Origin of the sequence: Brevibacillus sp. HB2.2 (assembly GCF_013284275.1) — a bacterium.
Classification (GTDB): Bacteria; Bacillota; Bacilli; order Brevibacillales; family Brevibacillaceae; genus Brevibacillus; species Brevibacillus brevis_D.
Genome location: NZ_JABSUV010000048.1, coordinates 1 through 24,241 on the forward strand (window position 1 = coordinate 1; position 24,241 = coordinate 24,241).

The 24,241-nt window shown below is 45.8% G+C and carries 21 protein-coding genes and 1 riboswitch; of the genes, 19 read left to right on the forward strand and 2 right to left on the reverse strand.

Translation table 11 applies throughout. From position 1 onward, the window contains the following. The 4 genes from HP401_RS29695 to HP401_RS25565 all read left to right on the forward strand — a co-directional run. Positions 1-209 (forward strand): hypothetical protein (locus HP401_RS29695; protein WP_217366229.1); only part of this gene is annotated, 209 nt, incomplete at its 5' end. Then, positions 206-913, forward strand: a complete 708-nt coding sequence (locus HP401_RS25555; protein WP_173607059.1) for an SDR family oxidoreductase — start codon at positions 206-208, stop codon at positions 911-913. The genes HP401_RS29695 and HP401_RS25555, both read left to right, overlap by 4 nt. 209 nt (positions 914-1,122) lie before the next feature. Further along, positions 1,123-1,677, forward strand: a complete 555-nt coding sequence (locus HP401_RS25560) for an RNA polymerase sigma factor (RefSeq protein ID WP_173607060.1) — start codon at positions 1,123-1,125, stop codon at positions 1,675-1,677. Further along, positions 1,674-3,386: a DUF4179 domain-containing protein gene (locus HP401_RS25565; protein WP_173607061.1), complete on the forward strand. Its 1,713-nt coding sequence runs from the start codon at positions 1,674-1,676 to the stop codon at positions 3,384-3,386. Before HP401_RS25560 ends, HP401_RS25565 begins: the two co-directional genes overlap by 4 nt. Positions 3,387-3,446: 60 nt before the next feature. Here the strand turns inward: HP401_RS25565 and HP401_RS25570 are convergent, their stop codons facing one another. Beyond that, positions 3,447-4,676, reverse strand: coding sequence for an MFS transporter (locus HP401_RS25570; protein WP_173607062.1), 1,230 nt, complete (start codon positions 4,674-4,676; stop codon positions 3,447-3,449). Between the two features lie 186 nt (positions 4,677-4,862). On the opposite strand from HP401_RS25570, the gene HP401_RS25575 reads away from it, so the two are divergent. From HP401_RS25575 to HP401_RS25610, 8 genes are all read left to right on the forward strand, one after another. Beyond that, on the forward strand, positions 4,863-5,849 hold the full coding sequence (locus tag HP401_RS25575) for an LCP family protein (protein WP_173607063.1): 987 nt from the start codon (positions 4,863-4,865) through the stop codon (positions 5,847-5,849). A gap of 71 nt (positions 5,850-5,920) precedes the next feature. After that, positions 5,921-7,372, forward strand: coding sequence for a spore germination protein (locus HP401_RS25580; RefSeq protein ID WP_173607064.1), 1,452 nt, complete (start codon positions 5,921-5,923; stop codon positions 7,370-7,372). Between the two features lie 11 nt (positions 7,373-7,383). Further along, positions 7,384-8,508 carry a GerAB/ArcD/ProY family transporter gene (locus HP401_RS25585; protein WP_173607065.1) on the forward strand — a complete coding sequence of 375 codons (1,125 nt, stop codon included), beginning with the start codon at positions 7,384-7,386 and terminating at the stop codon, positions 8,506-8,508. After that, positions 8,508-9,668, forward strand: a complete 1,161-nt coding sequence (locus tag HP401_RS25590) for a Ger(x)C family spore germination protein (protein ID WP_173607066.1) — start codon at positions 8,508-8,510, stop codon at positions 9,666-9,668. Before HP401_RS25585 ends, HP401_RS25590 begins: the two co-directional genes overlap by 1 nt. A gap of 107 nt (positions 9,669-9,775) precedes the next feature. Then, a riboswitch (SAM riboswitch) is annotated at positions 9,776-9,891 on the forward strand. A 100-nt stretch (positions 9,892-9,991) separates the two neighbouring features. Beyond that, entirely contained in the window at positions 9,992-11,005 is a 1,014-nt protein-coding gene (locus tag HP401_RS25595) for a methionine ABC transporter ATP-binding protein (RefSeq protein ID WP_142498489.1), read from the forward strand. Continuing rightward, positions 11,006-11,671, forward strand: coding sequence for a methionine ABC transporter permease (locus tag HP401_RS25600; RefSeq protein ID WP_012684209.1), 666 nt, complete (start codon positions 11,006-11,008; stop codon positions 11,669-11,671). 60 nt (positions 11,672-11,731) lie between these two features. After that, positions 11,732-12,571: a MetQ/NlpA family ABC transporter substrate-binding protein gene (locus HP401_RS25605; RefSeq protein WP_173607067.1), complete on the forward strand. Its 840-nt coding sequence runs from the start codon at positions 11,732-11,734 to the stop codon at positions 12,569-12,571. Between the two features lie 188 nt (positions 12,572-12,759). After that, positions 12,760-14,406, forward strand: a complete 1,647-nt coding sequence (locus HP401_RS25610; RefSeq protein ID WP_173607068.1) for a peptide ABC transporter substrate-binding protein — start codon at positions 12,760-12,762, stop codon at positions 14,404-14,406. A 58-nt stretch (positions 14,407-14,464) separates the two neighbouring features. Here the strand turns inward: HP401_RS25610 and HP401_RS25615 are convergent, their stop codons facing one another. Further along, positions 14,465-14,914: an SRPBCC family protein gene (locus tag HP401_RS25615; protein ID WP_173607069.1), complete on the reverse strand. Its 450-nt coding sequence runs from the start codon at positions 14,912-14,914 to the stop codon at positions 14,465-14,467. 115 nt (positions 14,915-15,029) lie between these two features. Here HP401_RS25615 and HP401_RS25620 point away from each other — a divergent pair, with 115 nt between their 5' ends. The 7 genes from HP401_RS25620 to HP401_RS25650 all read left to right on the forward strand — a co-directional run bounded on the left by HP401_RS25620 (position 15,030) and on the right by HP401_RS25650 (position 24,236). Then, positions 15,030-15,833, forward strand: coding sequence for a helix-turn-helix domain-containing protein (locus tag HP401_RS25620; protein ID WP_173607070.1), 804 nt, complete (start codon positions 15,030-15,032; stop codon positions 15,831-15,833). 241 nt (positions 15,834-16,074) lie between these two features. Beyond that, the gene (locus tag HP401_RS25625; protein ID WP_173607071.1) at positions 16,075-17,700 is read left to right on the forward strand and encodes a peptide ABC transporter substrate-binding protein; all 1,626 of its coding nucleotides are present in this window, start codon (positions 16,075-16,077) and stop codon (positions 17,698-17,700) included. Positions 17,701-18,123: 423 nt separating this feature from the next. Beyond that, a complete protein-coding gene (locus HP401_RS25630) occupies positions 18,124-19,773 on the forward strand; it encodes a peptide ABC transporter substrate-binding protein (RefSeq protein ID WP_087345579.1) in 1,650 nt (549 codons plus the stop codon). Between the two features lie 135 nt (positions 19,774-19,908). Beyond that, positions 19,909-21,504, forward strand: a complete 1,596-nt coding sequence (locus HP401_RS25635) for a peptide ABC transporter substrate-binding protein (protein ID WP_173607072.1) — start codon at positions 19,909-19,911, stop codon at positions 21,502-21,504. Positions 21,505-21,632: 128 nt separating this feature from the next. After that, positions 21,633-21,890, forward strand: coding sequence for a hypothetical protein (locus tag HP401_RS25640; protein WP_007721136.1), 258 nt, complete (start codon positions 21,633-21,635; stop codon positions 21,888-21,890). Between the two features lie 41 nt (positions 21,891-21,931). Continuing rightward, positions 21,932-22,408: a hypothetical protein gene (locus tag HP401_RS25645; protein WP_050763813.1), complete on the forward strand. Its 477-nt coding sequence runs from the start codon at positions 21,932-21,934 to the stop codon at positions 22,406-22,408. Positions 22,409-22,580: 172 nt separating this feature from the next. Continuing rightward, positions 22,581-24,236, forward strand: coding sequence for an N-acetylmuramoyl-L-alanine amidase family protein (locus HP401_RS25650; RefSeq protein ID WP_173607073.1), 1,656 nt, complete (start codon positions 22,581-22,583; stop codon positions 24,234-24,236). The last annotated feature ends 5 nt before the right edge of the window (positions 24,237-24,241 follow it).

Consider the following 24,241-nt stretch of genomic DNA (forward strand, 5'->3'; position numbering starts at 1 on the left):
AACACATCATGAAAGAACTACTTTGGACGCAGTTTCGCTTTTTGCATGGAGTCGGGCAGTCAATCCCCCAGTGGGTGGACCTAGAAGCTGAGCGTTTTCTCCTGTTTCCTCCCCACCACCACAGCCCAAACTCAAAGTTATTAGGATTGATTTCCTTCTTTTATTATACTAAAATGTTTAATAAGTATAATAATGGGGGGAGAAAATGAACAAGCTCGTAGTGATTACAGGCGTGACACGTGGGTTGGGCAGGGAAATGGTCGAGCGTTTTCACGAAGCAGGCTGGACAGTTGCAGGCTGCGGTCGTTCGGAAAAAGAGGTGCAAGGACTGCGACAGCAATTCGGAGAACAGCATCATTTTTCTGTCGTCGACGTTTCGGTCATGGAGCAAGTGGAAAAGTGGGGAGAGGAAGTCAGAGCCGAGGTCGGCGTTCCCGATCTGTTGATTAACAATGCTTCTATTATAAACCGGAACAGTCCAGTCATTGGTCTTGCGCCAAATGAGTTTTCGAGAGTCATGGACATCAATGTGAATGGAGCTTTCTATGTGATTCGCGCCTTTTTGCCGTTTATGGTTCAGCGCGCAAATGGCGGAGTCGTCGTCAATATCAGCTCATACTGGGGAAGATATGGGGAAGCGTTTTTATCGCCATACTGCGCTTCAAAGTTCGCCATCGAAGGATTGACGCAATCATTGGCAGCCGAATTGCCTGAGGGAATGGTCGCCGTGACGCTTGATCCAGGAGGCAGTATCGATACTGCCATGCTTCGTTCATGCTCGCCAGAAGGTGTGGACAGCGCACCAAATCCGGTAGAGTGGAGCCGTGTGGCGGTACCGTACATCATCGGACTTGGTCCGCAAGACAACGGAAAGTCACTTACCTGCCCACCTGTGAGAAAAAGAACCAACTAAATATCATTGCCATTGTTTCATTAGCTGTCGAGATACCCTCGGCAGCTTTTTTCGTATGAAAAAAATCTCCCGTTTCCAAAAAAAGTTGCGATCTTTTTCCACCATTTTCCGTCGTATTAAGGTGTACAAGCAAAAAGGGGATAGCTGCGCAGCGTACCTTTTTGAACCTGTAGCCCTCGATACAGGTTTTGATATGGGGAGGAAGACAGATGCAGGACGACAGGCTGATCATTGAGGAGGTCCTCCAAGGGAACAAAGAGGCGTATTCTCAGATCATACAAAAATATAACAAAAGGGTCAGATTGCTCATTCGCAAGATGATCGGACAGCCGCATCTTGAGCAGGACATGGCTCAGGAGATCTTTATCAAGGTGTATTACCATCTGGGTGACTACAGCAAAAGCTATGAATTTGGTGCCTGGCTCTACAGGATTGCCACCAATTATTGCTTCGATGAACTGCGAAACCGGAAACGATCCATTCCGGTTGCAGAAGCAGAGATTGAGCTGGCTACCAGTCATACACCTGAGCTCGAATACCTTGCGAAAGAGCAGAAAGTCTTTTTGCAAAATCGAATGATGACCCTGGAGTCCAAATACCGCGTCGTCCTGGAACTGCGTTACCTCCAATTTTTGAGCTACGAAGAAATTAGCGAGGAGCTGGATGTTCCCATTAGTACGGTGCGAACACGTCTTTCCAGAGGCAGGGCCAAGCTCAAAAATGCCATTACGAATTCGGGTAAAGGAGGGGACCTCCACCTATGACATGCTTGGATACATTCATGCTAAACGCGTATTTGGAAGACAAGCTTCCTTTGCGAGTGAAACAAGACGTACAACGGCATTTGGATACATGCAGCGCGTGCCAGATCAAGTTTGAACAATATCTCGAGGAGCTGGATAACTCCGATGATGAAGCCAGAGATGTTTGGCAGACGGAGGCAACCATTCAAAATGTCATGGAAAAGCTCCCCGCTTACCCGATAAACGTACTCAAACTCAAACCCATACAAAAAAAGCCAGTTCAAATAAATTGGAAAAAGCGGAGTGTGGATATTGTGAAGAAAACGACGATTGCAGTTGCAGGGTTGGCTATGGTGGTTACATTCGGAACAGCAGTTTCTCCTACGTTTGCGAACTATATGAATGGAATCTATGCATCGATCAATCCGAGTGAGATCACGGTAACAAAAGGGCCTTACAATGCGAAACAAGTAGTTGACCTGTTTGATAAAAAGCAGACAGACATTGGCGTGAAAAAAGCGGCAGAAAACGGCTTTGTACAGCCGCTTGACATGAAGGTGACAGACCAAGGTCTAACCATGGAAATCAGTGCAGTTGTAGCCGATCCCTTGCGTATCATGGTTCTGGGCTCGGTGAAGGATTCGTCAGGCAAAAAAATTCCTTCGTTCTGGAAGGATCAGTTCTCAATTATTTCAGGTGACACTGTTCATGAATTCAGGGAAGTTCGACTGAAAGATAAAAATGGCAAAGTAATCACGTATTTAGATGATAAATCGGAATTGCTGAGATGGCTGCCGCTGCCAAACGGTGAAAACTTCGCCTACGGAGGACAACTGGGTGTATACTTTAATGAAGCGAATCCGATGCCGGACGAATTGATTTTGGAAATGCGCGTGAAGCGCCTGACAGATACGAAAGGCACGTGGAATTTCGATATCCCGATTGATATGCGACCAGCAAAAGCAGCCATGAAAACAGTAGCGTTAAACAAGGAATTAAAAACTCCAACAGGGGCAACAGTAGAGCTAAAAGAAGCGCGCTTTGTTCCCACTGCTACGCAGCTAGAGTTCTCAAACAGCAATCCGAATGAGAAAGTAGTGGCGGGTTTTCGTTACGAGCTTGTCGATGAAAAGGGGACTGTAGTGGGCAAATGGGATGATATGATTAAATCCGATGAAAGGGATCACAATCTCAATATCATAGGCATGAGCTATGGCTCGTCGGTTGACTTCACAACGAAGTGGCAGCCAAGTACGAGTTTTGTCCATACGTACATGCCACTGGACCCAGCAAAAAACTTGACAATGAAGCTCGATGCTGTCTATACAGGAGAGAAAGTCTCTTCTCAAACCAAGCTATCTCTTGCTGAACTGGAGAAAAATCCGAAAAAAGTAGATGTTGCTGGGAACCAAATCACGTTTAAATCGATCCAAATGAAAGTTGATGAGGGGGATACCTCAATCGATATTCCATTGGAAGTGATTCTTGCCAAAGATATTGTGGGACTTCCAAGGCTATGGACGGTAAAGGACGAAAACGGGAATGAGGCCAGAGTAGTAAGGTTTATGGTCAACAAAAAAGAAAACCAAAATGGTACGATAAAACTCGAAGGGAAGCTAGCAGTGCTCTTTCAGAAAAAAGATGTGAAGGAAATATCAGTCTTCCTCGATCATGTAATAAAAGAGAACAAAGTCGATTGGGAAGTGCAAATCAAGGAAGAAAAGAAGTAGTGTGAAAACCAAGCCGCTCGTTCCTGTAATAGGGATCGGGCGGCTTCTTTGCAAATGAAATCAGTATTTAGCAACCTCTGCTTGTTTTTCCCGATGAAAATAAGCGTGTAACAGACAGAGCAGGACCGAACCCGCAGAGACAAGCGTTGCCAAGAACAGAGTTGGATGAATACCACCATGGTCATACATGAACCCCATAGCCAGCGGCCCCAAGAGCCTTCCACCAGTTGTAATCGCCCCTACGACCCCCAAATAAAAGGGTGCATTTTCTCCGGTTTTTTCCGATATAAAAGTAGGAATAGTGGGCGAGATGAGCATTTCTCCAAATGTAGTGATAACCATTCCGACAACAAATGCGTAATAACTACCGTGGTAGACAAGCATACACCCAAAACCGACAGCATACGCGATAGCACTGACGACGAGTTGGGCAGACAAGCTCTGATTCAATAGCCGCTTGATCCAAGACGTGATAGGCTGCCCGGCAAAAATGATAATCCCGTTGATCGTCCACAGCCAGCTATACGAAGACAGCGGCATGCCTTGTTCGGTAATATAAGGAGCAACGCCTGTATTCCATACCGTATTCGAAAAGAAAATGAATGCTGCGCCCAAGGCCATAAACAAGTACAATTGGTAGCGGAATAACAGGGTAAAGCTGTTTTTCACGCGATGCTTTTGCTGTTCTTCCAAGTTTTCTCCGATCAGCTCCTGATGAGATATATTCTTCATAAAAAGGAAGAAGAACAAGGCAAACAATAAGGTGCTCGTGCTGTTGAACCAAAAAGTAAGCTGGAAGGATAAAGTGGCAATGACGCCAGCCAACGCGGTTCCGATTGCCATCCCCAAATTATTGCCGACGTAGACGATGTTAAATAATTCGCGACGCTGTTCCTTCCAGCGGAAACCAATAAATGCCTGAATCGCTGGAAACGACAGGTTGAAGGTAAAACCAAGCCCCATCATGAGAATCAGGTAGGCAGGCCAACTCTGAACGAAAGGAATGGAAAATTGAATAAGACCTTGAATGATCAATGCGCCGACAATAAGACGCTTGGCACCTAGTCGATGAAACAACGATCCGCCGATGAATTGGCCGAAGATACCAGCCAGAGATTGGATCATCAAGACGAATCCGGCTTCTGTCATCGAGCGTTGCAAAATGGTATGTACGTATAAGGTAGTAAGTGGCCACATAAAAGCACTCCCGGAGGAGTTAATAAAGCTGGCGATGAGGAAGAAAATGGCCTCACGTGGATAGCGATTGAGGAAAACTGACGGTGATATCACGCGAATGCACCCCTTATCAGTAAGGATAAGAACAGTATAACGAATATTCTAAACTTTGTAAAATAAAATGTTTACAATGTCACAGGTACCCAAATAAAGGCTGCTCCACTTTCCGCAAATTCGAGTATACTAATCAAAGTGGAGAGATGACATCAACTGAGGATAGAGAGAATAAAGGTGGACTTTATGAAAATATGGAAACGAGTGTTGCTTCTTTTGCTTGTCGTGATAGCTACGACAGCTGGATATTACGGATACTCTTTTTATCAATTTGCTCAAAATATTCAAGAGCCTAACATCGCACCGCCTAGTGGTGGGAATTCCACCAAAGCAGCGGAAATACCAGAGTGGGATGGCAAGGAACGTGTCAATATCCTGCTGATGGGAGTAGACCGTAGAGGAATGAAAAATAACGGGCTGCCTCGTTCTGACTCTATGATGCTGGTCAGCATCGATCCTACGGGGAAACGTTATGACATGTTTTCAATCCTGCGTGATACGTATGTAGATATTCCCGGTAGAGGTAGCTCGCGGATCAACTCTGCGATTGTAGAAGGTGGACCTGAGCTGGCAATGGAAACGGTTAGTCAGTTCACTGGACTTCCAGTAGATCGTTACGTCATTACTGACTTTGAAGGCTTCAAGGCTTTGATTGATGCAGTAGGTGGAGTCCAGATCGATGTAGAAAAAAACATGTATTATCATGACCCGACAGACAAAGGTGTCTACGATATTAATCTGAAAAAAGGTCTGCAAAAGCTGGATGGAGACAAAGCTTTGCAATATGTTCGTTTCCGCCATGATGCGACCTCCGATTATACACGGACGGAGCGTCAGCGGAAATTAATGACGGCAGTCGTGGATCAGATGAAAAATGGTACGACGCTGATGCAGCTTCCTACAATTCTGAAGGAAGTAACACCGTATGTTCAAACCAATATTAGCTCAGTGGACATGCTGAAGCTGTCTGCACTCGGATTAAAATTGAATACGTTAGAACCAGGTAACTATCAATTGCCACCAATGGGGATGTTCCGTGAATCCCACCGTGCAGGTTCAGTTCTGGTTCCAGATGTCGATCAGGTTCAGTCGTTTATCCAAGAAAAAATCGCACCTCCTACAGAAGCAGCAGATCACCCCGTGGGGGAAAAGAAAAGCAGCACGCAAAACTAAGCGTGCTGTTTTTTTTGTGTTTTTTAGGAAAGACTAACCATGATTTTCTAAGTGCTGAGGTGACAGTGTCGATGGATCGGGAGAGTGCACAGAATTGGTTTACACATACAAGCGACTTGGTCACTGAACATATCGATGAGCCAGAAGGCCGCGTGCGCCTTTTCTATTTATCGACTATGGCGGACGCCAAGGTTGTTTACAGTGAACTCATCCCGAAGCTGCGCGAGATTTGTTTGGAAGAAAGCAGGATTGAAGTGATTGCACAGCACCTGGGAGTGTCTAGCAGCAACCGAGTCTTCGATGACGGGGAAGCCATTGAGCGTTTACTCAGCGGCCATATTGTTATTCGAGTGGAGGAATCGTCCTATGGCTTGGCGTTCCCCAGTGATGGCACAGTTGGCAGAAACATTCAAGCGCCGGAAATCGAAACAGTTGTACTCGGCCCACAGATCGCCTTTGTAGAAGAGCTGAATGTGAACATCTGTATCATTCGCAAATATATGTCTACCCCAAGACTGTTCCATGAACGATTGAGTGTGGGGAAAACCATACCGATGAATGTGTCGATGCTGTATTTGAGTGGGACGGCCGATGAGGAAAATGTGAATACGGTACGTCAACGGATTAATGATCTGGAATTAGACACCAGTCTGGATTCCACCATACTGGCTCAGCATATCGCGGACAATGAGAAATCATTATTCCCTACTCTTCAGCAAACAGAGCGTCCAGACCGTGCTATACACGGTTTGCGACAAGGGCAGATTGCCATACTCGTGGAGGGGAGCCCATTTGCTCTGCTCGGGCCTACCACCCTGTTGCAATTTTTTCAGTCGCCAGATGACTATTACTTGCGTTGGAGTCTTGCTACCTTCAACAGGCTCATGCGCATCTTTGCCATGATTTTGTCCCTGATCCTCACGCCGATCTATGTGGCAGCCCTGACCTATCATTACGAGATGGTTCCAGCTGACCTCTTGCTTTCGCTCGCGCAATCACGCTCTCGGGTACCGTTCCCGCCGTTGTGGGAGGCCCTCTTGATGGAGCTGATCATTGAACTTTTGCGGGAAGCGGGAGCGAGACTGCCGACCAAGGTCGGTCAGACGATTGGTATTGTGGGCGGTATTGTTATCGGACAAGCTATCGTTCAGGCCGGATTCACGAGCAATATCTTGATTATTATCGTTGCCCTCGGCGCTTTGTCATCCTTTATTGCGCCTAGCTATATGATCGGTTCTACGATCCGGGTGGTTCGTTTTCCGATGATTTTTCTGGCAGGTGTGCTGGGTGCATTAGGCATTGTGGTCGGATTTAGTTTTTTGGCCAGTCACTTGCTTCGCCAGACCAGCTTGGGGCGTCCGTATATGTACCCGATTTATCCCGTGCGATTTTCAGATTGGAAGGATGGCTTTATACGCGCTCCCTTATCCTCCCTTTCGGAACGCCTCAAGTTTTTTAACCCAAAACGAATATCGCGCTTTGACAGGGGTAGAGCCAAAGAGAAGAAAGACATTGACGAGTAAGCGAGGCGGCCATGAATATCAACATCGATGTAAGTAAGGATAATACGATAACGGCATTTCTTGCAGGGGTTCTTGTGCATGGCACGCAGGTAGGGATGGGCATTTTGGGCTTCCAACGAATCATTGCCAGGGAAGCGGGGCACGATGCTTGGATATCTGTCATACTCGCAGCTTTGTTTACTCATCTTACGGTGATGACCATTAACAAGACCTTGCAAAAATACCCCTCAGCGGATATTTACGGAATCCAGGAAGATGTGTATGGAAAGTGGCTGGGTACAGCCATTAGCATCATTTATTTGACCTATTTTTTTGTGTCCGCTGGAGTCATTTTACGTACCTACATTGAAGTTGTCCAAACCTGGATGTTTCCGAATTTACCTACGTGGGTTCTGTCAGGGATTATCCTGTTTCTAGCGTTTTACACAGTCGTAGGGGGGATAAGAGTCATCGCAGGCTATGCGTTTTTTTCCGTTATGGTCACGATGTGGATGATATTTGAGTTATATTTTCCCTTGAAATTTGCCAGGTGGGAATATTTGTTTCCCATCATGGACACCAGCCTAGAAAACCTTTTCAATGGAATGATTGCCATGTCTTTGACCAGTGCCGGCTTTGAGATTCTCTACGTTGCCTATCCTTATGTACAAAATAAAGAGAAGGTACACAAAAGTGTACAGTTGGGAGTGCTGGTGACGTATCTGATCTATTTGCTTGTTATGATTGTGGCGCTGGTCTTTTTTAGTCAGGGTCAGCTCATGAGAACGATTTGGGCGACACTCAATATGCAAAAGATGGTGTACCTCCCTATTCTGGAAAGGTTTGAACTGGTTGTCATTTCGTTTTGGCTTCTCGTAATTTTGCCGAATATCATGCTGTATTTGTGGGCTTCTGCCCGAGGTCTCAAGCGCTTGTTCGGATTTAATCTACGTCATTCATTGTATTGGATTATACCCGTGATCTATGTAGCCTCCTTGTCGTTACTTTCCAGACAGCAGATGAGTCGGATGACGACTATTTACTCGCATATAACTCTGTACATTATTTACGTGTACCCCTATTTTTTGTACCTGATGGTCTGGCTGAAGCAACGAAAGCAAAGGGTGAAACCAACCAGCAAAGGAGAGAGTGCCTGATGCTGCCTGTCCAAAAACATTGGATGCAGTTATCCAAGCGGTTTTTTGCGTTGTGGTGTTCATGTGTCCTTGTGTTGGCAGGCTGTTCAGATCGGCAAATTTTTGATGAGACAGGACTTGCCACGGCTGTCGGCTATGATCTGTTAAAGGATGGGGACGTTCGGGGGACAGCAATCATGCCCTCCATTAATCCAGAGGCGAAAGAAAAGATACAGGTTTTTTCAGCCATCGGTGAAACCAGCAAGGGAATTCGGGATCGGATAAATTTACAATCAGATAAAAGAGTATTGGGTGGGCAAATTCGTGTCGCACTCTACAATGAAAAATTGGCAAAACGTGGACTTGGTAGTATCGTTGACACGTTGTATCGGGATTCCTCTATTTCCAGCAGAGTTTATCTTTGCTTATTTGAAGGCGAAACATATGATATGTTAACGCATCGCTATTCGGAAGAAGGGAATATCGGAATCTATTTATACCGTATGATTGAGCAAAATATTGAGGGGGAAAAAATTCCGTCTTCCACCATGCATGAGTTTTTTCGGTCTTATTATGACAAAGGAATCGACCCGATCATGCCGTTCATTGCAAGAAAGGGAAATGAGCTGCAAATCAAGGGGATCGCATTGTTTCAAGGGGATCGTTATGTAGGGTGGATCACACCTAAGGAAGCCTTTTTAATCAAGCTTATGCATGGGAAATTCAGGATTGGCAGCTACGATACTTCTGTCCCTGCTCATATTTTTGGCGAGGTACCCAAGAATCGCGGAAGTAAAAAAGACCGTGTGCAGCTTGTCTTTGATACGATTTCCAGCCATTCAAAAATCGAGCTGACCCAAGTATCTCCCCCGATCTTTGATATTCACATCCGATTAAATGCGCGGATTTTGGAATTAACCCTCCCGCTGAAGCTAGAGAATACCAGGTTGATGAAAATCATGGAACATGCACTGGAAGAAGAGCTCGGAAAAGAACTGCAGAAAGTAGTCCACAAATTGCAGGACCTCAATGTCGATCCCGCTGGTTTCGGGATCGTGTATCGCTCAAATAGCAGAGGGAAGGCAAATATGACGCAGGCTGAATGGAGAAAGATGTTCAAAGACGCGATATTTCGCTTTCACATAAAGTCAACCATCATCCGCAACGGCGTCATGGATTAAAAAACTTTTTCCTGCTATTACTATTGACGTGATATTTTCAAAAAGGATATAATCCGTCTTGTATCATCAAGAAATAGAAAAAACGAACATAATATACGTAGATATCTTTCTTATCAAGAGAGGCGGAGGGACAGGCCCTATGAAGCCCGGCAGCCGGTTCATTTTCGAATGAACGTCGCGGTGCCAATTCCTACAGGATTTTTGGATCTTGTACAGATGAGAAGGGTGGATGCGAACGTATACATTGCGTTGCAGCCCCTTTTTCGTTTGTGAAAAAGGGGTTTTTATATTTTTATCAAGATTATGGTCGGGAGGTGGATGCGTTGATCCAACTGCGTCATTTGCATAAAAGCTATCAAGTACAGGGTAAAACCATCCCAGCGTTAACGGGGATCGACCTTTCCATAGAGCAAGGCGAAATATACGGGATTATCGGACACTCTGGTGCAGGGAAAAGTACGTTGATCCGGTGCATCAATTTGCTAGAGCGCCCAACTTCGGGGGAAGTTATTGTGGACGGCGTCGATTTGACGAAGCTGGATGAAGGGAAGCTGCAAGAAAAGCGCCGCTCAATCGGCATGATTTTTCAGCATTTCAACTTGCTGTCTTCTTCAACGGTCGGCGAAAATGTTGCTTTTCCGCTCAAGCTGGCAAAGCGTTCGAAGGCAGAGATTGATAAGAAAGTAAACGAGCTGCTGAAGCTGGTTGGCTTGGAGGCACATAAGGACAAATATCCGTCTCAGCTGTCTGGCGGACAGAAGCAGCGTGTCGGGATTGCCCGTGCGCTCGCGAATGATCCAAAAGTGCTGCTCTGCGACGAAGCGACATCGGCTCTCGATCCGCAGACGACGAACTCCATTCTGGCACTGCTCTTGGACATCAACCGCAAGCTGGGCTTGACCATTGTGTTGATTACCCACGAGATGCACGTCATTCGCTCCATTTGTGATCGTGTCGGCGTGATTGATGGAGGAAAAATCGTCGAGTCAGGTAACGTACTGGATGTATTCCTTCGTCCAAAGCATCCGACGACACAAGAATTCGTGGAGCAAGTAGCCGATTCTACAGAGCTGCGCGAAGCGGTCGAACACGAAAAGGCTTCGGGGAACCGCACGATTGCTCGTGTCACCTTCCTCGGGGAAAAAACATACCAGCCGATCCTGTTCCAAACCATGCAAGAGACTGGTACGGTGTTCAGCATTTTGCAGGGAACGATTTCTCGCATGAAAGATACGCCGTATGGTCAGTTAGTGATCGAGCTGGAAGGCGATGTCGCACAGAATCAAAAGACCATCGAGACGCTGCGCCAACGTGGCTTGGAAGTAGAGGTGATATAAATGGACTGGACATTCGAAAATGTGGATTGGGCTGAAATCGGCGAAGGTACGATGGACACGCTCACGATGCTTGGCTTCTCCACTCTGTTTACCGTCCTGATTGGTTTGCCGTTGGGCATCATTCTGTTTTTGACTTCTCGCGGACAGCTTTTGCAAAACCGCACTTTTTATACGATTGCATCATTCGTTGTCAACGTATTGCGCTCGGTACCATTTATTATTCTGATGATCTTGCTGATTCCAGTGACGAAAATGATCGTAGGAACTTCACTCGGCGTACTGGGTGCCATTCCGCCGCTCGTATTTGGTGCCGCTCCGTTTTTCGCACGTTTGGTGGAAACCTCCCTGCGTGAGATTGATAAGGGCGTGATTGAGGCCGCACAATCTATGGGTGCTTCCAATTGGCAGATCGTCTGGAATGTCCTTTTGCCAGAGTCTAGATCTGGTCTAATCGCGGGTATTACGATCACGACGGTAACACTGGTCTCCTACACAGCAATGTCTGGGGTAATTGGCGGTGGTGGTTTGGGTGACTTGGCGATCCGATACGGTTATCAGCGTTTCCAAACCGATGTTATGGTTGTGACTGTTGTTATTTTGCTGGTGATGGTACAGATCTTACAATCGCTGGGGGACCGTCTGGTTCTGAAATTCAGCCGTAAATAGGATCTTTCCATATAGATTGTCAAAAAATAAAACGAAATACATGCAAGGGGGAAATCATTCATGAAAAAGCTAGTCGTATCTGTACTTTCTACTGTATTGGCATTTTCTTTGGCAGCTTGCGGAGGCAAAACCGAAACAGCACCTGCTCCAGCTGAAGGCGGCGCACAAGGCGGAAAACAGGAAGTAACATTGAAGGTAGGCGCTTCTCCCGTTCCACATGCAGCAATCTTGAAGTTCATTCAACCAAAACTGAAAGAACAAGGCGTGAACTTGGTAGTCCAAGAGTTCACTGATTACGTACAACCTAACGTTCAAGTGAACGAGAAACAACTCGACGCAAACTTCTTCCAGCACAAGCCTTACCTGGAAGACTTCAATAAAGGACAAAACATGAACCTGGTGCCAGTAGTGGCTGTACACATCGAGCCATTCGGCGCTTACAGCAAAAAAGTTAAATCTGTAGATGAATTAGCTGATGGCGCAACAATCGCGCTGCCAAACGACCCGACAAACAGCGGTCGCGCACTCGCACTCTTGGAGAAAAACGGCTTGATTAAGCTGAAAGAAGGCGCTGGCATCAGCGGTACAGTGAAAGATGTTGTTGAGAACAAGAAAAACCTGAAATTCAAAGAAGTTGAAGCAGCAATGCTGCCGCGCGTTCTGGAAGAAGTAGATTTGGCGCTGATCAACACGAACTACGCACTGGAAGCAAAGCTTGTTCCAACCAAAGACGCTCTGTTTATTGAAGATAAAGATACGCCATACGCAAACTTCTTGGTTGCTCGTCCTGACAACAAGGATTCCGAAGCCATTCAAAAGCTAGCAAAAGAACTGAACTCACCTGAAGTGAAAAAGTTCATTGAAGATGAATACAAAGGCGCGATTATTCCAGCGTTCTAATGTAGAAATTATTGATCGATCAACAAAAGCCCAACTGGCCGAAAAGCTGGTTGGGTTTTACTTTTGTTTATAATATGGTGAATTTTCATAAAATTAAATTAAATCTATACTAACCCCGTTTTCAACCCAATTCCGGTCGCGTATATTGTGTTTGAAACAGAAAAATACAGATAAGGGGGAATTTTCTGATGAAACGAAATCTCAAGTTGTTTCTCGGTGCGATGCTGGTCGCTGGAAGCGTGCTAGCTGGATGCTCCACGAGTACGCCATCGACGACAACCCCTCCAGCAGAGGGAAATGCAGCACCCGCTGAAAAGCCTGTAAATGCAAAGTTGCAGTTATTTCGGGCGAACATTGTGAGTGAGCCATCGACAGCGGACCCTGGTCTTGCGAAGGATGCCACTTCGGGAGCGATCATTCGTGCTACTTTTGATGGCTTGACTCGCTTCGATGCAAACGCAAAGCCAGTGAATTCAGTAGCATCCGATGTGAAGCTTTCAGATGACAAACTGGTGTATACGTTTACGCTCCGCGACTCCAAGTGGAGCAATGGAGACCCGGTAACTGCCCATGACTTCGTGTATGCATGGAAGCGTGCACTCGGCAAGACCTTTGGTGCCGAGTATGCCTATCAACTGTACTACATCAAAAATGCGAAGCCGATTCACGAAGGCAAGGCGAACCCCGACGAACTCGGTGCGAGGGCAATCGATGACAAAACACTGGAAGTCACGCTGGAGAATCCAACGCCTTACTTCTTGGAGCTGACGGCTTTCTACACGTACTACCCAGTTAACAAAAAAGTAGTGGAGGCTAATCCCAAATGGGCAAACGAAGCGGCGACGCACGTAAGCAACGGTCCATTTAAGATGACAGCGTGGGAGCACAAGAGCAAAATCGTGCTTGAAAAGAATGAGCACTACTGGGATAAAGACGTAGTAAAGCTCGATCGCATTGAGTTTGCGATGATCGAGGACGATAATACAGCGCTGTCCATGTTCGAGAACGGTGAGCTGGATTGGGCAGGCCAGCCACTCGGCGGACTTCCCACCGATGCGATTCCGACACTAAAAGAGGCGGGAAAACTCGTTGTTCATCCTAAAGCGACGATGTACTGGTACAAGATGAATACGACAAAAGGGCCGCTCAGCAATGTGAAAATTCGTAAAGCATTGGCATACTCGGTAGATCGTCAAACTATCGTAGATAACATCACACAAGTCGGACAGGTGCCAACGATGGGGATGTTGCCGCAATCCATGATTATCAAAAAAGACGGATACTTCAAGGATAATGATGTAGAAACAGCGAAAAAGCTGCTGGAAGAGGGCATGAAAGAACTCAACGTGACAACGCTGCCTCCGATCACCTTGTCTTACAATCCAAGCGACAGACATAAGAAAATTGCCGAAGCGATTCAGGACCAATGGAAACAAAAGCTGGGCATTGATATAAAGATCATGGTAAAGGAGGCTGCCGTTCATTTGCAGGATATGCATGAACTCAATTACGAGATGGGCCGTATCGGTTGGAATGCAGACTTTAATGATCCGATGAACTACCTGGAAATGTTCCGAGATGGCAAAACAGGCAACAACGACACGGGCTGGGAAGATCCGCGCTATCAAGAGCTGCTGAAACAGTCATCGGTAGAAACTGATCCAGAGAAACGCAAGCAGCTGTTTGCAGAGGCTGAGCAAATCTTTATGGATGCCATGCCGTTGATTCCGCTGTTTACGGATGTGGATGTGTGGGTGCAAAGTGACAAGGTAAAAGGCGTTCAAGTAGATGGGCTCGGATTTATCGACCTCAAGTGGGCAGAAATGACGGAGTAACGAATCAAACAAAAATCCCGAGGCCAACGAAATTTGCTGGTCTCGGGATTCTTTTGTATTAGAAGCCAAAATCAAGTGTCTTGCCTGTCTCCGCATACGTCTTGATCGACGAGAGCATCATCGGCCAATTGTTGCTGGCACTTGCGTGGGAGGGATGGTTTTCTGTCCATTGATCCTGAATCAGCGTCAGCTTGGTGCAGCCGCCAACCGGTTCTAAGGTAATGGTGACACGAGACTGCAATTCCGCATGATTCTCGTAATAGGCAGGGCCAGGATGTTCAGTGAAACTGAAAATGTGATGAGGTTCGAACTGCAAAATTTCCCCGTAAACATGCACCGTGTCGTCACCCGCTTTTCCCGGACCAACGTAAGCCATCTCATCGCCTACTTGAAAAGTTGAGCGAATCGTACAGCCAAAGAAAGTACTCTTTACGCCTTCATCGGAAGTAAGGGTATGCCAGACCAGCTCTGGCGTAGCACCAATGTAGAAATCGAAGCGAAGATCCATCGTTTTACCCCCTCATTTTTTCATTTGGGAATTGTAATCAAGTCTCCCAACTACTACTCTTACTATATGAAGAAATAGGTAGCGTGTATTGTAAAAACACGACAGGAGGCGCATCTTGGAAAATCAGACTGCCAAGCTCCCAAAGGGCGTACTGCATGCCATGATTGGACAGAAAAAATTTTCGCTAGCCAGATACGAGCCATCTGCTGAAATCAGCTACTTCGTGCAGCATTACTGGGTCGTCGGCTGGGATTTGCGTACGGAACCACCTTACTTGCAAACTGTACTGGCTCATCCCAATGTGAATATGGTGTTTGAAAAAGGAGCAAGTGGTATTTTTGGTGTAGCGCGCACGACTTCCTCGCATCTTTTAAAGGGACAAGGTCAGGTGTTCGGAGTAAAATTCAGGCCCGGAGGTTTTTATCCGTTTCTGAATGCCCCGATATCAAAGCTGAGTGGCACTTCTACCAGTCTGGAAGCCGTGTTTGGTATTGCCACTGACCAGCTTGAGAAAGAAGTGCTAAGCCTGCCAAATGATGAGCAAATGATGAAAAGGGTAGAAGCCTTTCTATTCGAACATTTGCCGAAGCCTGACCCGAATGTTGCACGCATCAGTGAAATCGTCAGGATGATCCAGGCAGATCGATCCGTACTCAAGGTAGAGGATGCAGTACAATTGACCGGTATGAACATGAGGACCATGCAGCGCTTGTTTGATCGTTATGTAGGGGTTAGCCCGAAGTCGGTCATCCAACGATACAGATTGCATGAAGCAGCGGAGCAGATTGACCAAGGAACGGTCCGAGATTGGCTGGACCTGTCTACCTCACTAGGCTACTACGATCACTCTCACTTCATTCGAGATTTTCGAGCAATTGTCGGTGTAGCGCCGAACGAGTATCGACGAGCCCAAATTTAATCATAGTGAACCCCTTCACCTTCTGGCTGGAGGGGTTGTTTCTTGCTGCATAAATTTTTATGTACGAGGCATACTTCATCATGATGAAACTACCAATTTTATTTCCTTTAATAGAATTTGATGTTTGAATAAAACATAATTAATTTTACTTAAAATGTCTTCAATATTACTAAAAATGCAGTATATTTGTGGAGTAGCTTTCAAGGAATCTTTACCGATAGAAAAAGAGGGGGTCAACACCATGAAAAAAAGCGTTTTTGCAGCAATGAGTTCTATCCTGGTTCTTAGTGCGGCGCTGGCTGGTTGTGGCGGCGGTGGTGAGAAAGCAGGCGAGCAAGGCAGTGCTTCTAAGGAGCAAACAAGTGGTCCTAAAGAATTGAGAATGAACATGATGTCTGAGCCACCAACTGCTGACCCTGCATTGGCTGAGGATTCTACTTCCAGTGCGGTTCTGCGTGCAACATTTGATGGTCTCACTCGTATTGGCGAAGATGGCAAACCACATCCATCTGTAGCAGAGAAAATTGACGTATCCGAAGATGGCCTTACTTATACATTCACTCTGCGTGACAGCAAATGGAGCAATGGAGAGCCTGTTACTGCAAAGGATTTTGAATTCGCTTGGAAGCGAGCGCTCAATCCGAAGACAGCAGCTAACTACTCCTACCAATTGTATTACCTGAAAAATGCAGAAGAATACAACAAGGGTAAAGCAAAAGCTGATGATGTTGGCGTAAAAGCGAAAGACGATAAAACACTCGTCGTGACTTTGAAGAACCCAACACCATTCTTCTTGGAGCTGACTGCGTTCTATACGTACTACCCAGTTAACCAAAAAGTAGTAGAAGGCAGCGATAAATGGGCAGGCGAAGCAAAAACTCACGTGGGTAACGGTCCATTCAAAATGGAAACATGGGAACATAAGAGCAAATTGGTTCTCGTGAAGAGCGATACCTACTGGGATAAAGACGCTGTAAAACTCGACAAGCTCAACTTCTCCATGGTTGAAGATGCAAATACAGAGCTGTCCATGTTCGACAATGACGATTTGGATTGGTCCGGAGCGCCTCTGAGCTCACTTCCTACCGATGCGATTCCTGCATTGAAAGAATCCGGTCAAATGCAAACACGCCCGATCGCGGGTACGTACTTGTACAAATTCAATACGGAAGTTCCGCCGTTCAACAACGCGAAAATCCGTAAGGCGTTTGCTTATGCTATCGATCGTAAATCGATCATCGACAACATTACACAAGCAAACCAAGAGCCAGCTATGGGTCTGATCCCGCCAACAATGGCAGTGGCAACAAGCCCTTACTTCAAAGACGGCGATGTAGAAGCAGCGAAAAAGATGCTGGAAGAAGGTATGAAAGAAGAAGGCATTACCAAAATGCCTACCCTGACTCTTTCCTTCAACACGTCTGAAGGTCACAAGAAAATTGCCGAAGCCATCCAAGACCAATGGAAAAAAGCACTCGGCGTAGACATTAAGCTGGAGAACAAAGAATGGAAAGTATTCTTGGAAGATGTGAACCAAGGTAAATTCCAAATCGCACGTTCCAGCTGGACTGGTGACTACAACGATCCATACACGTTCTTGGACCTGTTCAAGGACAAAGATGGCGGCAACAACGACACGAAATGGGAAAATCCGAAGTACAAAGAGCTGCTGAACCAATCTGCTCTGGAAAAGGACCCAGAAAAACGCAAACAAATCCTGGCACAAGCAGAAGCTATTTTCATGGACGAAATGCCAGCAGCTCCAATCTACTACTACACACATTCTTATGTGAAAAAAGACAAAGTAAAAGGTGTAGTACTCGACGGTCTCGGTTTCGCAGACTGGAAATGGGCAGACATTCAATAAGAAAAAGCGCATAGCTTATTGTAATAAAGGAAGGGTGCTACGGCACTCTTCTTTTTTTTGTAAACCATTTTAAGAGAGAACAATGGAGCAGAGGATGGAAGGTGATAATAGAAATTATAAAATTATAAATTAAATTACTATTGTCATTTTACTGAACGTGGATAAAATTGGGTGAACAGAAAAATATATAAATAAATGAGTGGTGAATATTCAACTCTGAAAAAGCTTGATTTTATGCGGTTTTTCTTAGAGATATCGAAAGAGGGATGTTATGGAAATTTTATTTATCGATCAATGTATTTTATAATTCGTTAATTCTCTTTATAAATAAATAAAAATTTATTAAATCATTCTAAAACATATTTAAAAAATATATAAAACCATGTATATTGATAAAAGATTTAGAAAAGGGGGATTACTTGTATGAAAAAGAATGTTTTCGTGGCAATGAGTTCTATCCTCGTTCTTGGCGCGGCACTCGCAGGATGCGGTGGCGGAAACCAGGCGGCACCGGCAGATAACAACGCTTCCGGAGCAAAGACAGAAAATTCTGCACCAGCTGGCTCTAAAGTACTGAAACTGAACCTGCACTCCGAGCCACCAACAGCTGACCCAGGTATCGCGGAAGATACAACTTCCAGCACCATCATCACTGCTACCTTCGAAGGTCTGACTCGCGTTGGTAAAGACGGTAAATACAATCCAGCAGCAGCAGAGAGCTACACTGTTTCTGAGGACGGTAAAAAATATACATTCAAAATTCGTGATAACAAATGGAGCAATGGCGATCCAGTATCCGCAAAAGATTTCGAATATGCTTGGAAACGCGCTCTTAATCCAAAAACAGCTTCCAACTATGCATACCAACTGTACTATGTGAAGGGCGCAGAAGCCTACAACAAGGGCAAAGGTAAAGTAGAAGACGTTGGCGTAAAAGCAATTGACGATAAAACACTCGAAGTAGAATTGGCGAACCCAACTCCTTTCTTCCTGGAGCTGGTTGCATTCAAAACATACTTCCCAGTTAATCCAAAAGTAGTGGATGGCAACGAGAAATGGGCTACCGATGCGAAAACAGTTATTGGTAACGGTCCATTCAAAATGGATTCTTGGGAGCACAAGAGCAAGCTCGTTGTTTCCAAAAACGATAACTACTGGGATAAAGACAACGTAAAATTGGACAAAATCGAATTCTCCATGGTAGAGGATGAGAATACAGAGCTGTCCATGTGGGAAAATGGTGAGTTGCACTGGGCGGGATCCCCAACTTCTGCACTACCAACTGACGCGATTCCGGCTTTGAAAGACTCCGGCAAAATGACAACACAGCCAATCGCGGGTACTTACTTCTACCGTTTCAACACAGAAAAACCACCGTTTAACAATGTAAAAATCCGTAAAGCATTTACGTACGCAATCGATCGTCAAAGCCTGATCGACAACATCCTGCAAGCTGGTCAATTGCCTGCAACAGGCTATGTACCACCAAGCATGGCGCTGACCAAAGACGGCTTCTACAAAGATAACGACATCGAAGCAGCGAAGAAAATGCTCGAGGAAGGTATGAAAGAAGAGGGCCTCACCAAATTCCCGGCACTTACTCTTTCCTTCAACACTTCCGAAGGTCACAAAAAGATTGCTGAGGCAATCCAAGACCAATGGAAGAAAAACCTCGGCGTAGACGTGAAGCTCGAGAATAAAGAGTGGAAAGTATACCTGGATGATGTACACCAAGGTAAATACCAAGTGGCTCGTGCAGGCTGGTTGGGTGACTTCAACGATCCAATCAACTTCCTGGAAATGTTCAAGGAAAAAGACGGCGGAAACAACGATACTCGTTGGGAAAATCCGAAGTACAAAGAACTCCTGAACCAATCCGCTCTGGAGCTAGACCCAGAAAAACGTAAAGCAATCCTGGCTCAGGCTGAGCAAATCCTGATGGATGAAATGCCGATTATGCCAATCTACTACTATACTCAATCTTGGGTTAAGGACGACAGAGTACAAGATGTTATCATCGATGGTCTGGGTGCTGTAGACTATAAGTACGCAGATTTCGTAGAAAAGAAATAATAGCTGTGCATGTAAAAGAAGAGAGGTGCTATACTCGCCTTTCTTCTTTTTTTTATCTATTTAATATCCAAATTTTTACTTTTTATTGTATACTATTTTTGGAAGATTCTATCAGAGTTTATTGGAGGGTATATGATGAAGAAGAGTGTTTTTGTGGTATTGAGTTCGGCCCTCATTTTGGGCGGAATGATGACAGGGTACGAAGGCGCTGTCCAAGCGGCTGAGCCGAAGGTTTTAAGGATGAATCTACAATCGGAGCCGCCTACAGCAGACCCAGGAATTGCGGAGGATACTACCTCTGGTACGATCATCACGGCTATATTCGAAGGTCTGACACGTCTCGGAAAAGACGGAAAGGTGCACCCAGCCGCGGCAGAGAGCTATACCGTTTCTAAGGATGGGAAGACTTTTACATTCAAGATTCGTGAAGCAAAATGGAGCAACGGCGACCCAGTAACGGCACATGATTTCGAATATGCTTGGAAACGCGTGCTCGATCCAAAGACAGCTTCTAACTACGCCTACCAGTTGTATTATGTGACAGGTGCTGAAGACTTCAACAAAGGGATCGGTAAAGCAGGAGACGTTGGTGTAAAGGCGATTGACGATAAGACGCTGGAAGTGGAACTGACAAACCCGACACCATTTTTCCCGGAGCTGGTTGCTTTCAAAACATTCTACCCGGTCAACAAGAAGGTAGTCGAAGGCAACAGAAAATGGGCTGACGAGGCAAAGACGGTAGTTGGCAACGGACCATTCAAAATGGAAACATGGGAACACAAGAGCAAGCTGACTGTTGTAAAAAACGAGAAGTACTGGGATAAAGCCAATGTAAAATTGGATAAGATCGAATTCGCCATGGTGGAGGATGAGAATACGGAATTGGCCATGTTTGATAACGACGAAATCGATTGGGCGGGTGCTCCAACGTCCGCGTTGCCAATCGACGCACTTCCGGTTTTGAGGGAAGCTGGCATCCTGAAGACACAGCCAATCGCCGGTGCCTACTTTTATCGTTTCAATACAGAGCAAGCACCGTTTACCAACGCAAAAATTCGTAAGGCGTTCGCCTATGCAATTAATCGTGAAAGTATCACCGCCGATGTCCTGCAAGCGGGTCAAGTACCGGCAACAGGCTATGTACCACCGAGCATGGCGTTGAACAAAGATGGTTATTTCAAAGACAATGACCTTGAAGTGGCAAAGAAATTACTGGTAGAAGGTATGAAAGAAGAGGGTATCTCCAAACTCCCTCCAATTACACTCAGCTACAACACATCCGAAGGTCATAAAAAGATCGCAAAAGAAATACAGGCTCAATGGAAGAAAAACCTCGGTGTAGATATCAAGCTCAAAAATTCAGAGTGGAAAGTATACTTAGATGACGTACACCAAGGTAATTATCAAATCGCTCGTGGAGGCTGGCTGGGTGACTTCAATGATCCCATCAACTTCTTGGAAATGTTCCAGGAAAAAGACGGCGGAAACAACGATACACGTTGGGAAAATCCAAAGTACAAGGAGCTCCTGAACCAATCCGCTCTGGAGCAAGACCCAGAGAAGCGCAAAGCAATTCTCATGGAGGCTGAGCAAATCCTGATGGATGAAATGCCAATTATGCCAATCTACTTCTACGTGAACTCTTGGGTGCAAAACGAGAATCTGAAGGATGTCGTAATCGATGGACTGGGTGATATTGATTTCAAATATGCGGATCTTACCAAAAAATAAAAATGCAGGAGAAGAGGGCTATTTTCGTGCCCTCTTCTTTTTTTCTGTCTCATGGACAAATGACCAATCCATTACGTCCTTGGCTACATAGAGTAAAAAGGAACTAACTGCAATTAGGGGGGATACTGATGGATATTGGGTCTTTGCTCAACATTGTGAAATCCATTCCTAAGGAAAAGCTGAGGACAGATGCCGGAATTAAGGAAGTCATTCGTGAAATGGCCAGAAAGTCAGGGAAAAAATTGACCGAGCAAGAGGTTAACAGTTATGCTGCGCAGTTTCGTCAGATGCAGAAAACAGAAAATGTCGGAAGTTTGTTGAATAAGCTTTCGAAAAAAGGTGTCACTGCAAAGGATTTGGAAAATATAAAAAAACGTTTTAGATAAGGGGGGAGAGTGAGGAGGGAGGTGGGATTATCGTTGAGAAAATGAAAGCGAAAAAGAAGCAGGCTGTCCCCAAGAACCCTTTGCTAGAATCGATCAACAAACTTGCGGATGCGCAGCATGCAAACAATGCCCAAATGATGAAAGAAATGAGTCAGGTGCGCCAGGAGCTACAGGATATGAAAAATACACTGGGGCGTCTCAAACAGGCACCTCCAAAAGGTACAGGAGAACGGCGAAGTCTGCTGTTTGGAGGACGACGGAATACCGCCCAAGTGGAAGCTGTACCCCCACCACAAAAGCCTGCCATTTCTATCGAAGATTTACTGCCGCTTTTACCGCATCTAGGCGACGCTATTCCCCAATTAAAAAACCCCAAGGTAGCCGACTCCATTAAGGTACTATCGAATCCAGCTGTGATATCGCTGATCCAGCAATTTCTTGCTAACGGGGGCTTGAACATGATAAAAAAACCAGTTCAACAAGTAAGTAGGCAAGAGAGAAGGGGATTTTTTCGGTAACAAATGCTCAGTTACAAAGACTGTCTCGCGGGGCTTGCGGAGGCGGTCTTTTCATTTTGGTACCAAAAGACTATAAACTTTACAGATCATCCAGCGTCTAATAGAATGGTGAACGTTGCACATTGGCTGACGCCACATAACGAAGAATACAGACATCACGGAGGAGGTCAGGATGAAGAGACGATTTTACCCTCTGCTTTTTGCATTGCTGGTCCTGCTGCTAATCCCCGGTTGGGCGGTTGCAGCAAGCAGTGCCTCAGAGGAAGCTGTCAATCTCGTGATTGGTGGACAAGCAGTAAATGCTGAAGTGCCGCCAGTCATCAAGAATGGGCGCACGTTGGTACCCGTTCGTGTCATCGCCGAAGGGCTAGGTGCAAATGTGGATTGGAATGAGGCTACTCGAACAGCTGTCATTACCAAAGGCACACAGCAGCTCTCCCTTACACTTGACTCCCGTACAGCAGTGTTGAACGGCAAACAAATGAAACTCGATACGCCGCCTGTTATTTCACAAAAGCGTATGCTGCTGCCACTGCGTTTTGTCGGGGAGTCACTTGGTGTTACAGTCGGGTGGGACAACAGCAAGCGTACTGTCATTGCGAACGAAACACCGCAGGTCAAACTGAATGGCAAGGTACCAACCCAGCCGATCAAGCTGTATCAAGTGGAAGAAACGATGTACGCGTCCGCACAGGCCGTAGCTGAGCAAGTGGGACAAAAAGACTTTACGTGGAAAAGACCTGAGCGCGGGTTGACGATTGATGATCAGTTGGTCCTCCCATTACGTCAATTGGAGGACGAGCTTGGAGGGTCATTTACGTGGGACAAGAAAAATAATCAGGTTGAGATCGATCGCCTCAATATTTTGAAAGGTGTATCTGAGAACGGCGACCGTGTTCGTATTGAAACGACCATACCTGTTATTCCGCAGTCCTTTGTGATGACAGGCCCACACCGGATCGTCTTGGATCTCCCACAAACCGCATTGGATGATGATTTAATCGATGATCTGAAGCGTCAAGACGAGAAAAATGATAGCGTAGGCGAATCCGAGGAAACGGCCTCCGCTGCTGATGAAGACCAAGGCACAGATTCAGATTCTGACGGACTGAATCAGGCAGAACAAGCAACAGAAGAGCCTCTCATCACTAACCTGCGTTACAGCCAATACAGTGCGTCTCCTGACACAGTTCGCGTCGTTATTGAGCTGAACCAAAAGAGCACGTATGAGCTGGCTTACACGAAAGATGGTATCGAAGTAAAATTGGCCCCAAAACCGAAGAAAACAGGCTACCTGATCGTCGTTGATGCCGGTCATGGAGGAAAAGACCCTGGTACGAAGGGCTCCGCTGGCAACAATGAAAAAGATTACAACTTGGCTGTCTCCAATAAGATTGTGGCTTTGTTGAAGCAATACCCAGAGTTTCAAGTCGTTCCTGTCCGCACAACAGATGTGTTTTATGAACTGTCAGAGCGTGTCGCTGTTGCCAATGAGTTAGATGCCGACTTGTTCTTGTCTATTCACGCCAACGCATTCGAGAAACCGACGGCTGCAGGAACAGAAACTTTCTATTATAATGAAAACAGTAAAGACTTTGCCCAATTGGTACATAAATATTTACGTGGGGCAACGCAGTTCCCGGATCGAGGCTTCAAGAAGAGTGGCTTTTATGTGATCAAAAACACGAAAATGCCTGCTGTATTGACCGAAACTGGCTTCCTCTCCAATCCACAGGAGAACGCGCAGCTAACGAATCCGGCATTCCAAGATAAAATCGCGAAAGCCATTGTTGCGGCTATTCGTGAATACTACGAGTCTTATCAGTAAGGGGG

Bases quoted from the DNA above. Each gene is read 5' to 3' on its own strand.
- HP401_RS25630 (WP_087345579.1), top strand. From the start codon at position 18,124: ATGAAAAAGAATGTTTTCGTGGCAATGAGTTCTATCCTCGTTCTTGGC.
- HP401_RS25600 (WP_012684209.1), top strand. From the start codon at position 11,006: ATGGACTGGACATTCGAAAATGTGGATTGGGCTGAAATCGGCGAAGGT.
- HP401_RS25635 (WP_173607072.1), top strand. From the start codon at position 19,909: ATGAAGAAGAGTGTTTTTGTGGTATTGAGTTCGGCCCTCATTTTGGGC.
- HP401_RS25615 (WP_173607069.1), bottom strand. From the start codon at position 14,914: ATGGATCTTCGCTTCGATTTCTACATTGGTGCTACGCCAGAGCTGGTC.
- HP401_RS25555 (WP_173607059.1), top strand. From the start codon at position 206: ATGAACAAGCTCGTAGTGATTACAGGCGTGACACGTGGGTTGGGCAGG.
- HP401_RS25580 (WP_173607064.1), top strand. From the start codon at position 5,921: ATGGATCGGGAGAGTGCACAGAATTGGTTTACACATACAAGCGACTTG.
- HP401_RS25560 (WP_173607060.1), top strand. From the start codon at position 1,123: ATGCAGGACGACAGGCTGATCATTGAGGAGGTCCTCCAAGGGAACAAA.
- HP401_RS25640 (WP_007721136.1), top strand. From the start codon at position 21,633: ATGGATATTGGGTCTTTGCTCAACATTGTGAAATCCATTCCTAAGGAA.
- HP401_RS25605 (WP_173607067.1), top strand. From the start codon at position 11,732: ATGAAAAAGCTAGTCGTATCTGTACTTTCTACTGTATTGGCATTTTCT.
- HP401_RS25585 (WP_173607065.1), top strand. From the start codon at position 7,384: ATGAATATCAACATCGATGTAAGTAAGGATAATACGATAACGGCATTT.
- HP401_RS25645 (WP_050763813.1), top strand. From the start codon at position 21,932: ATGAAAGCGAAAAAGAAGCAGGCTGTCCCCAAGAACCCTTTGCTAGAA.
- HP401_RS25565 (WP_173607061.1), top strand. From the start codon at position 1,674: ATGACATGCTTGGATACATTCATGCTAAACGCGTATTTGGAAGACAAG.
- HP401_RS25590 (WP_173607066.1), top strand. From the start codon at position 8,508: ATGCTGCCTGTCCAAAAACATTGGATGCAGTTATCCAAGCGGTTTTTT.
- HP401_RS25575 (WP_173607063.1), top strand. From the start codon at position 4,863: ATGAAAATATGGAAACGAGTGTTGCTTCTTTTGCTTGTCGTGATAGCT.
- HP401_RS25625 (WP_173607071.1), top strand. From the start codon at position 16,075: ATGAAAAAAAGCGTTTTTGCAGCAATGAGTTCTATCCTGGTTCTTAGT.
- HP401_RS25610 (WP_173607068.1), top strand. From the start codon at position 12,760: ATGAAACGAAATCTCAAGTTGTTTCTCGGTGCGATGCTGGTCGCTGGA.
- HP401_RS25650 (WP_173607073.1), top strand. From the start codon at position 22,581: ATGAAGAGACGATTTTACCCTCTGCTTTTTGCATTGCTGGTCCTGCTG.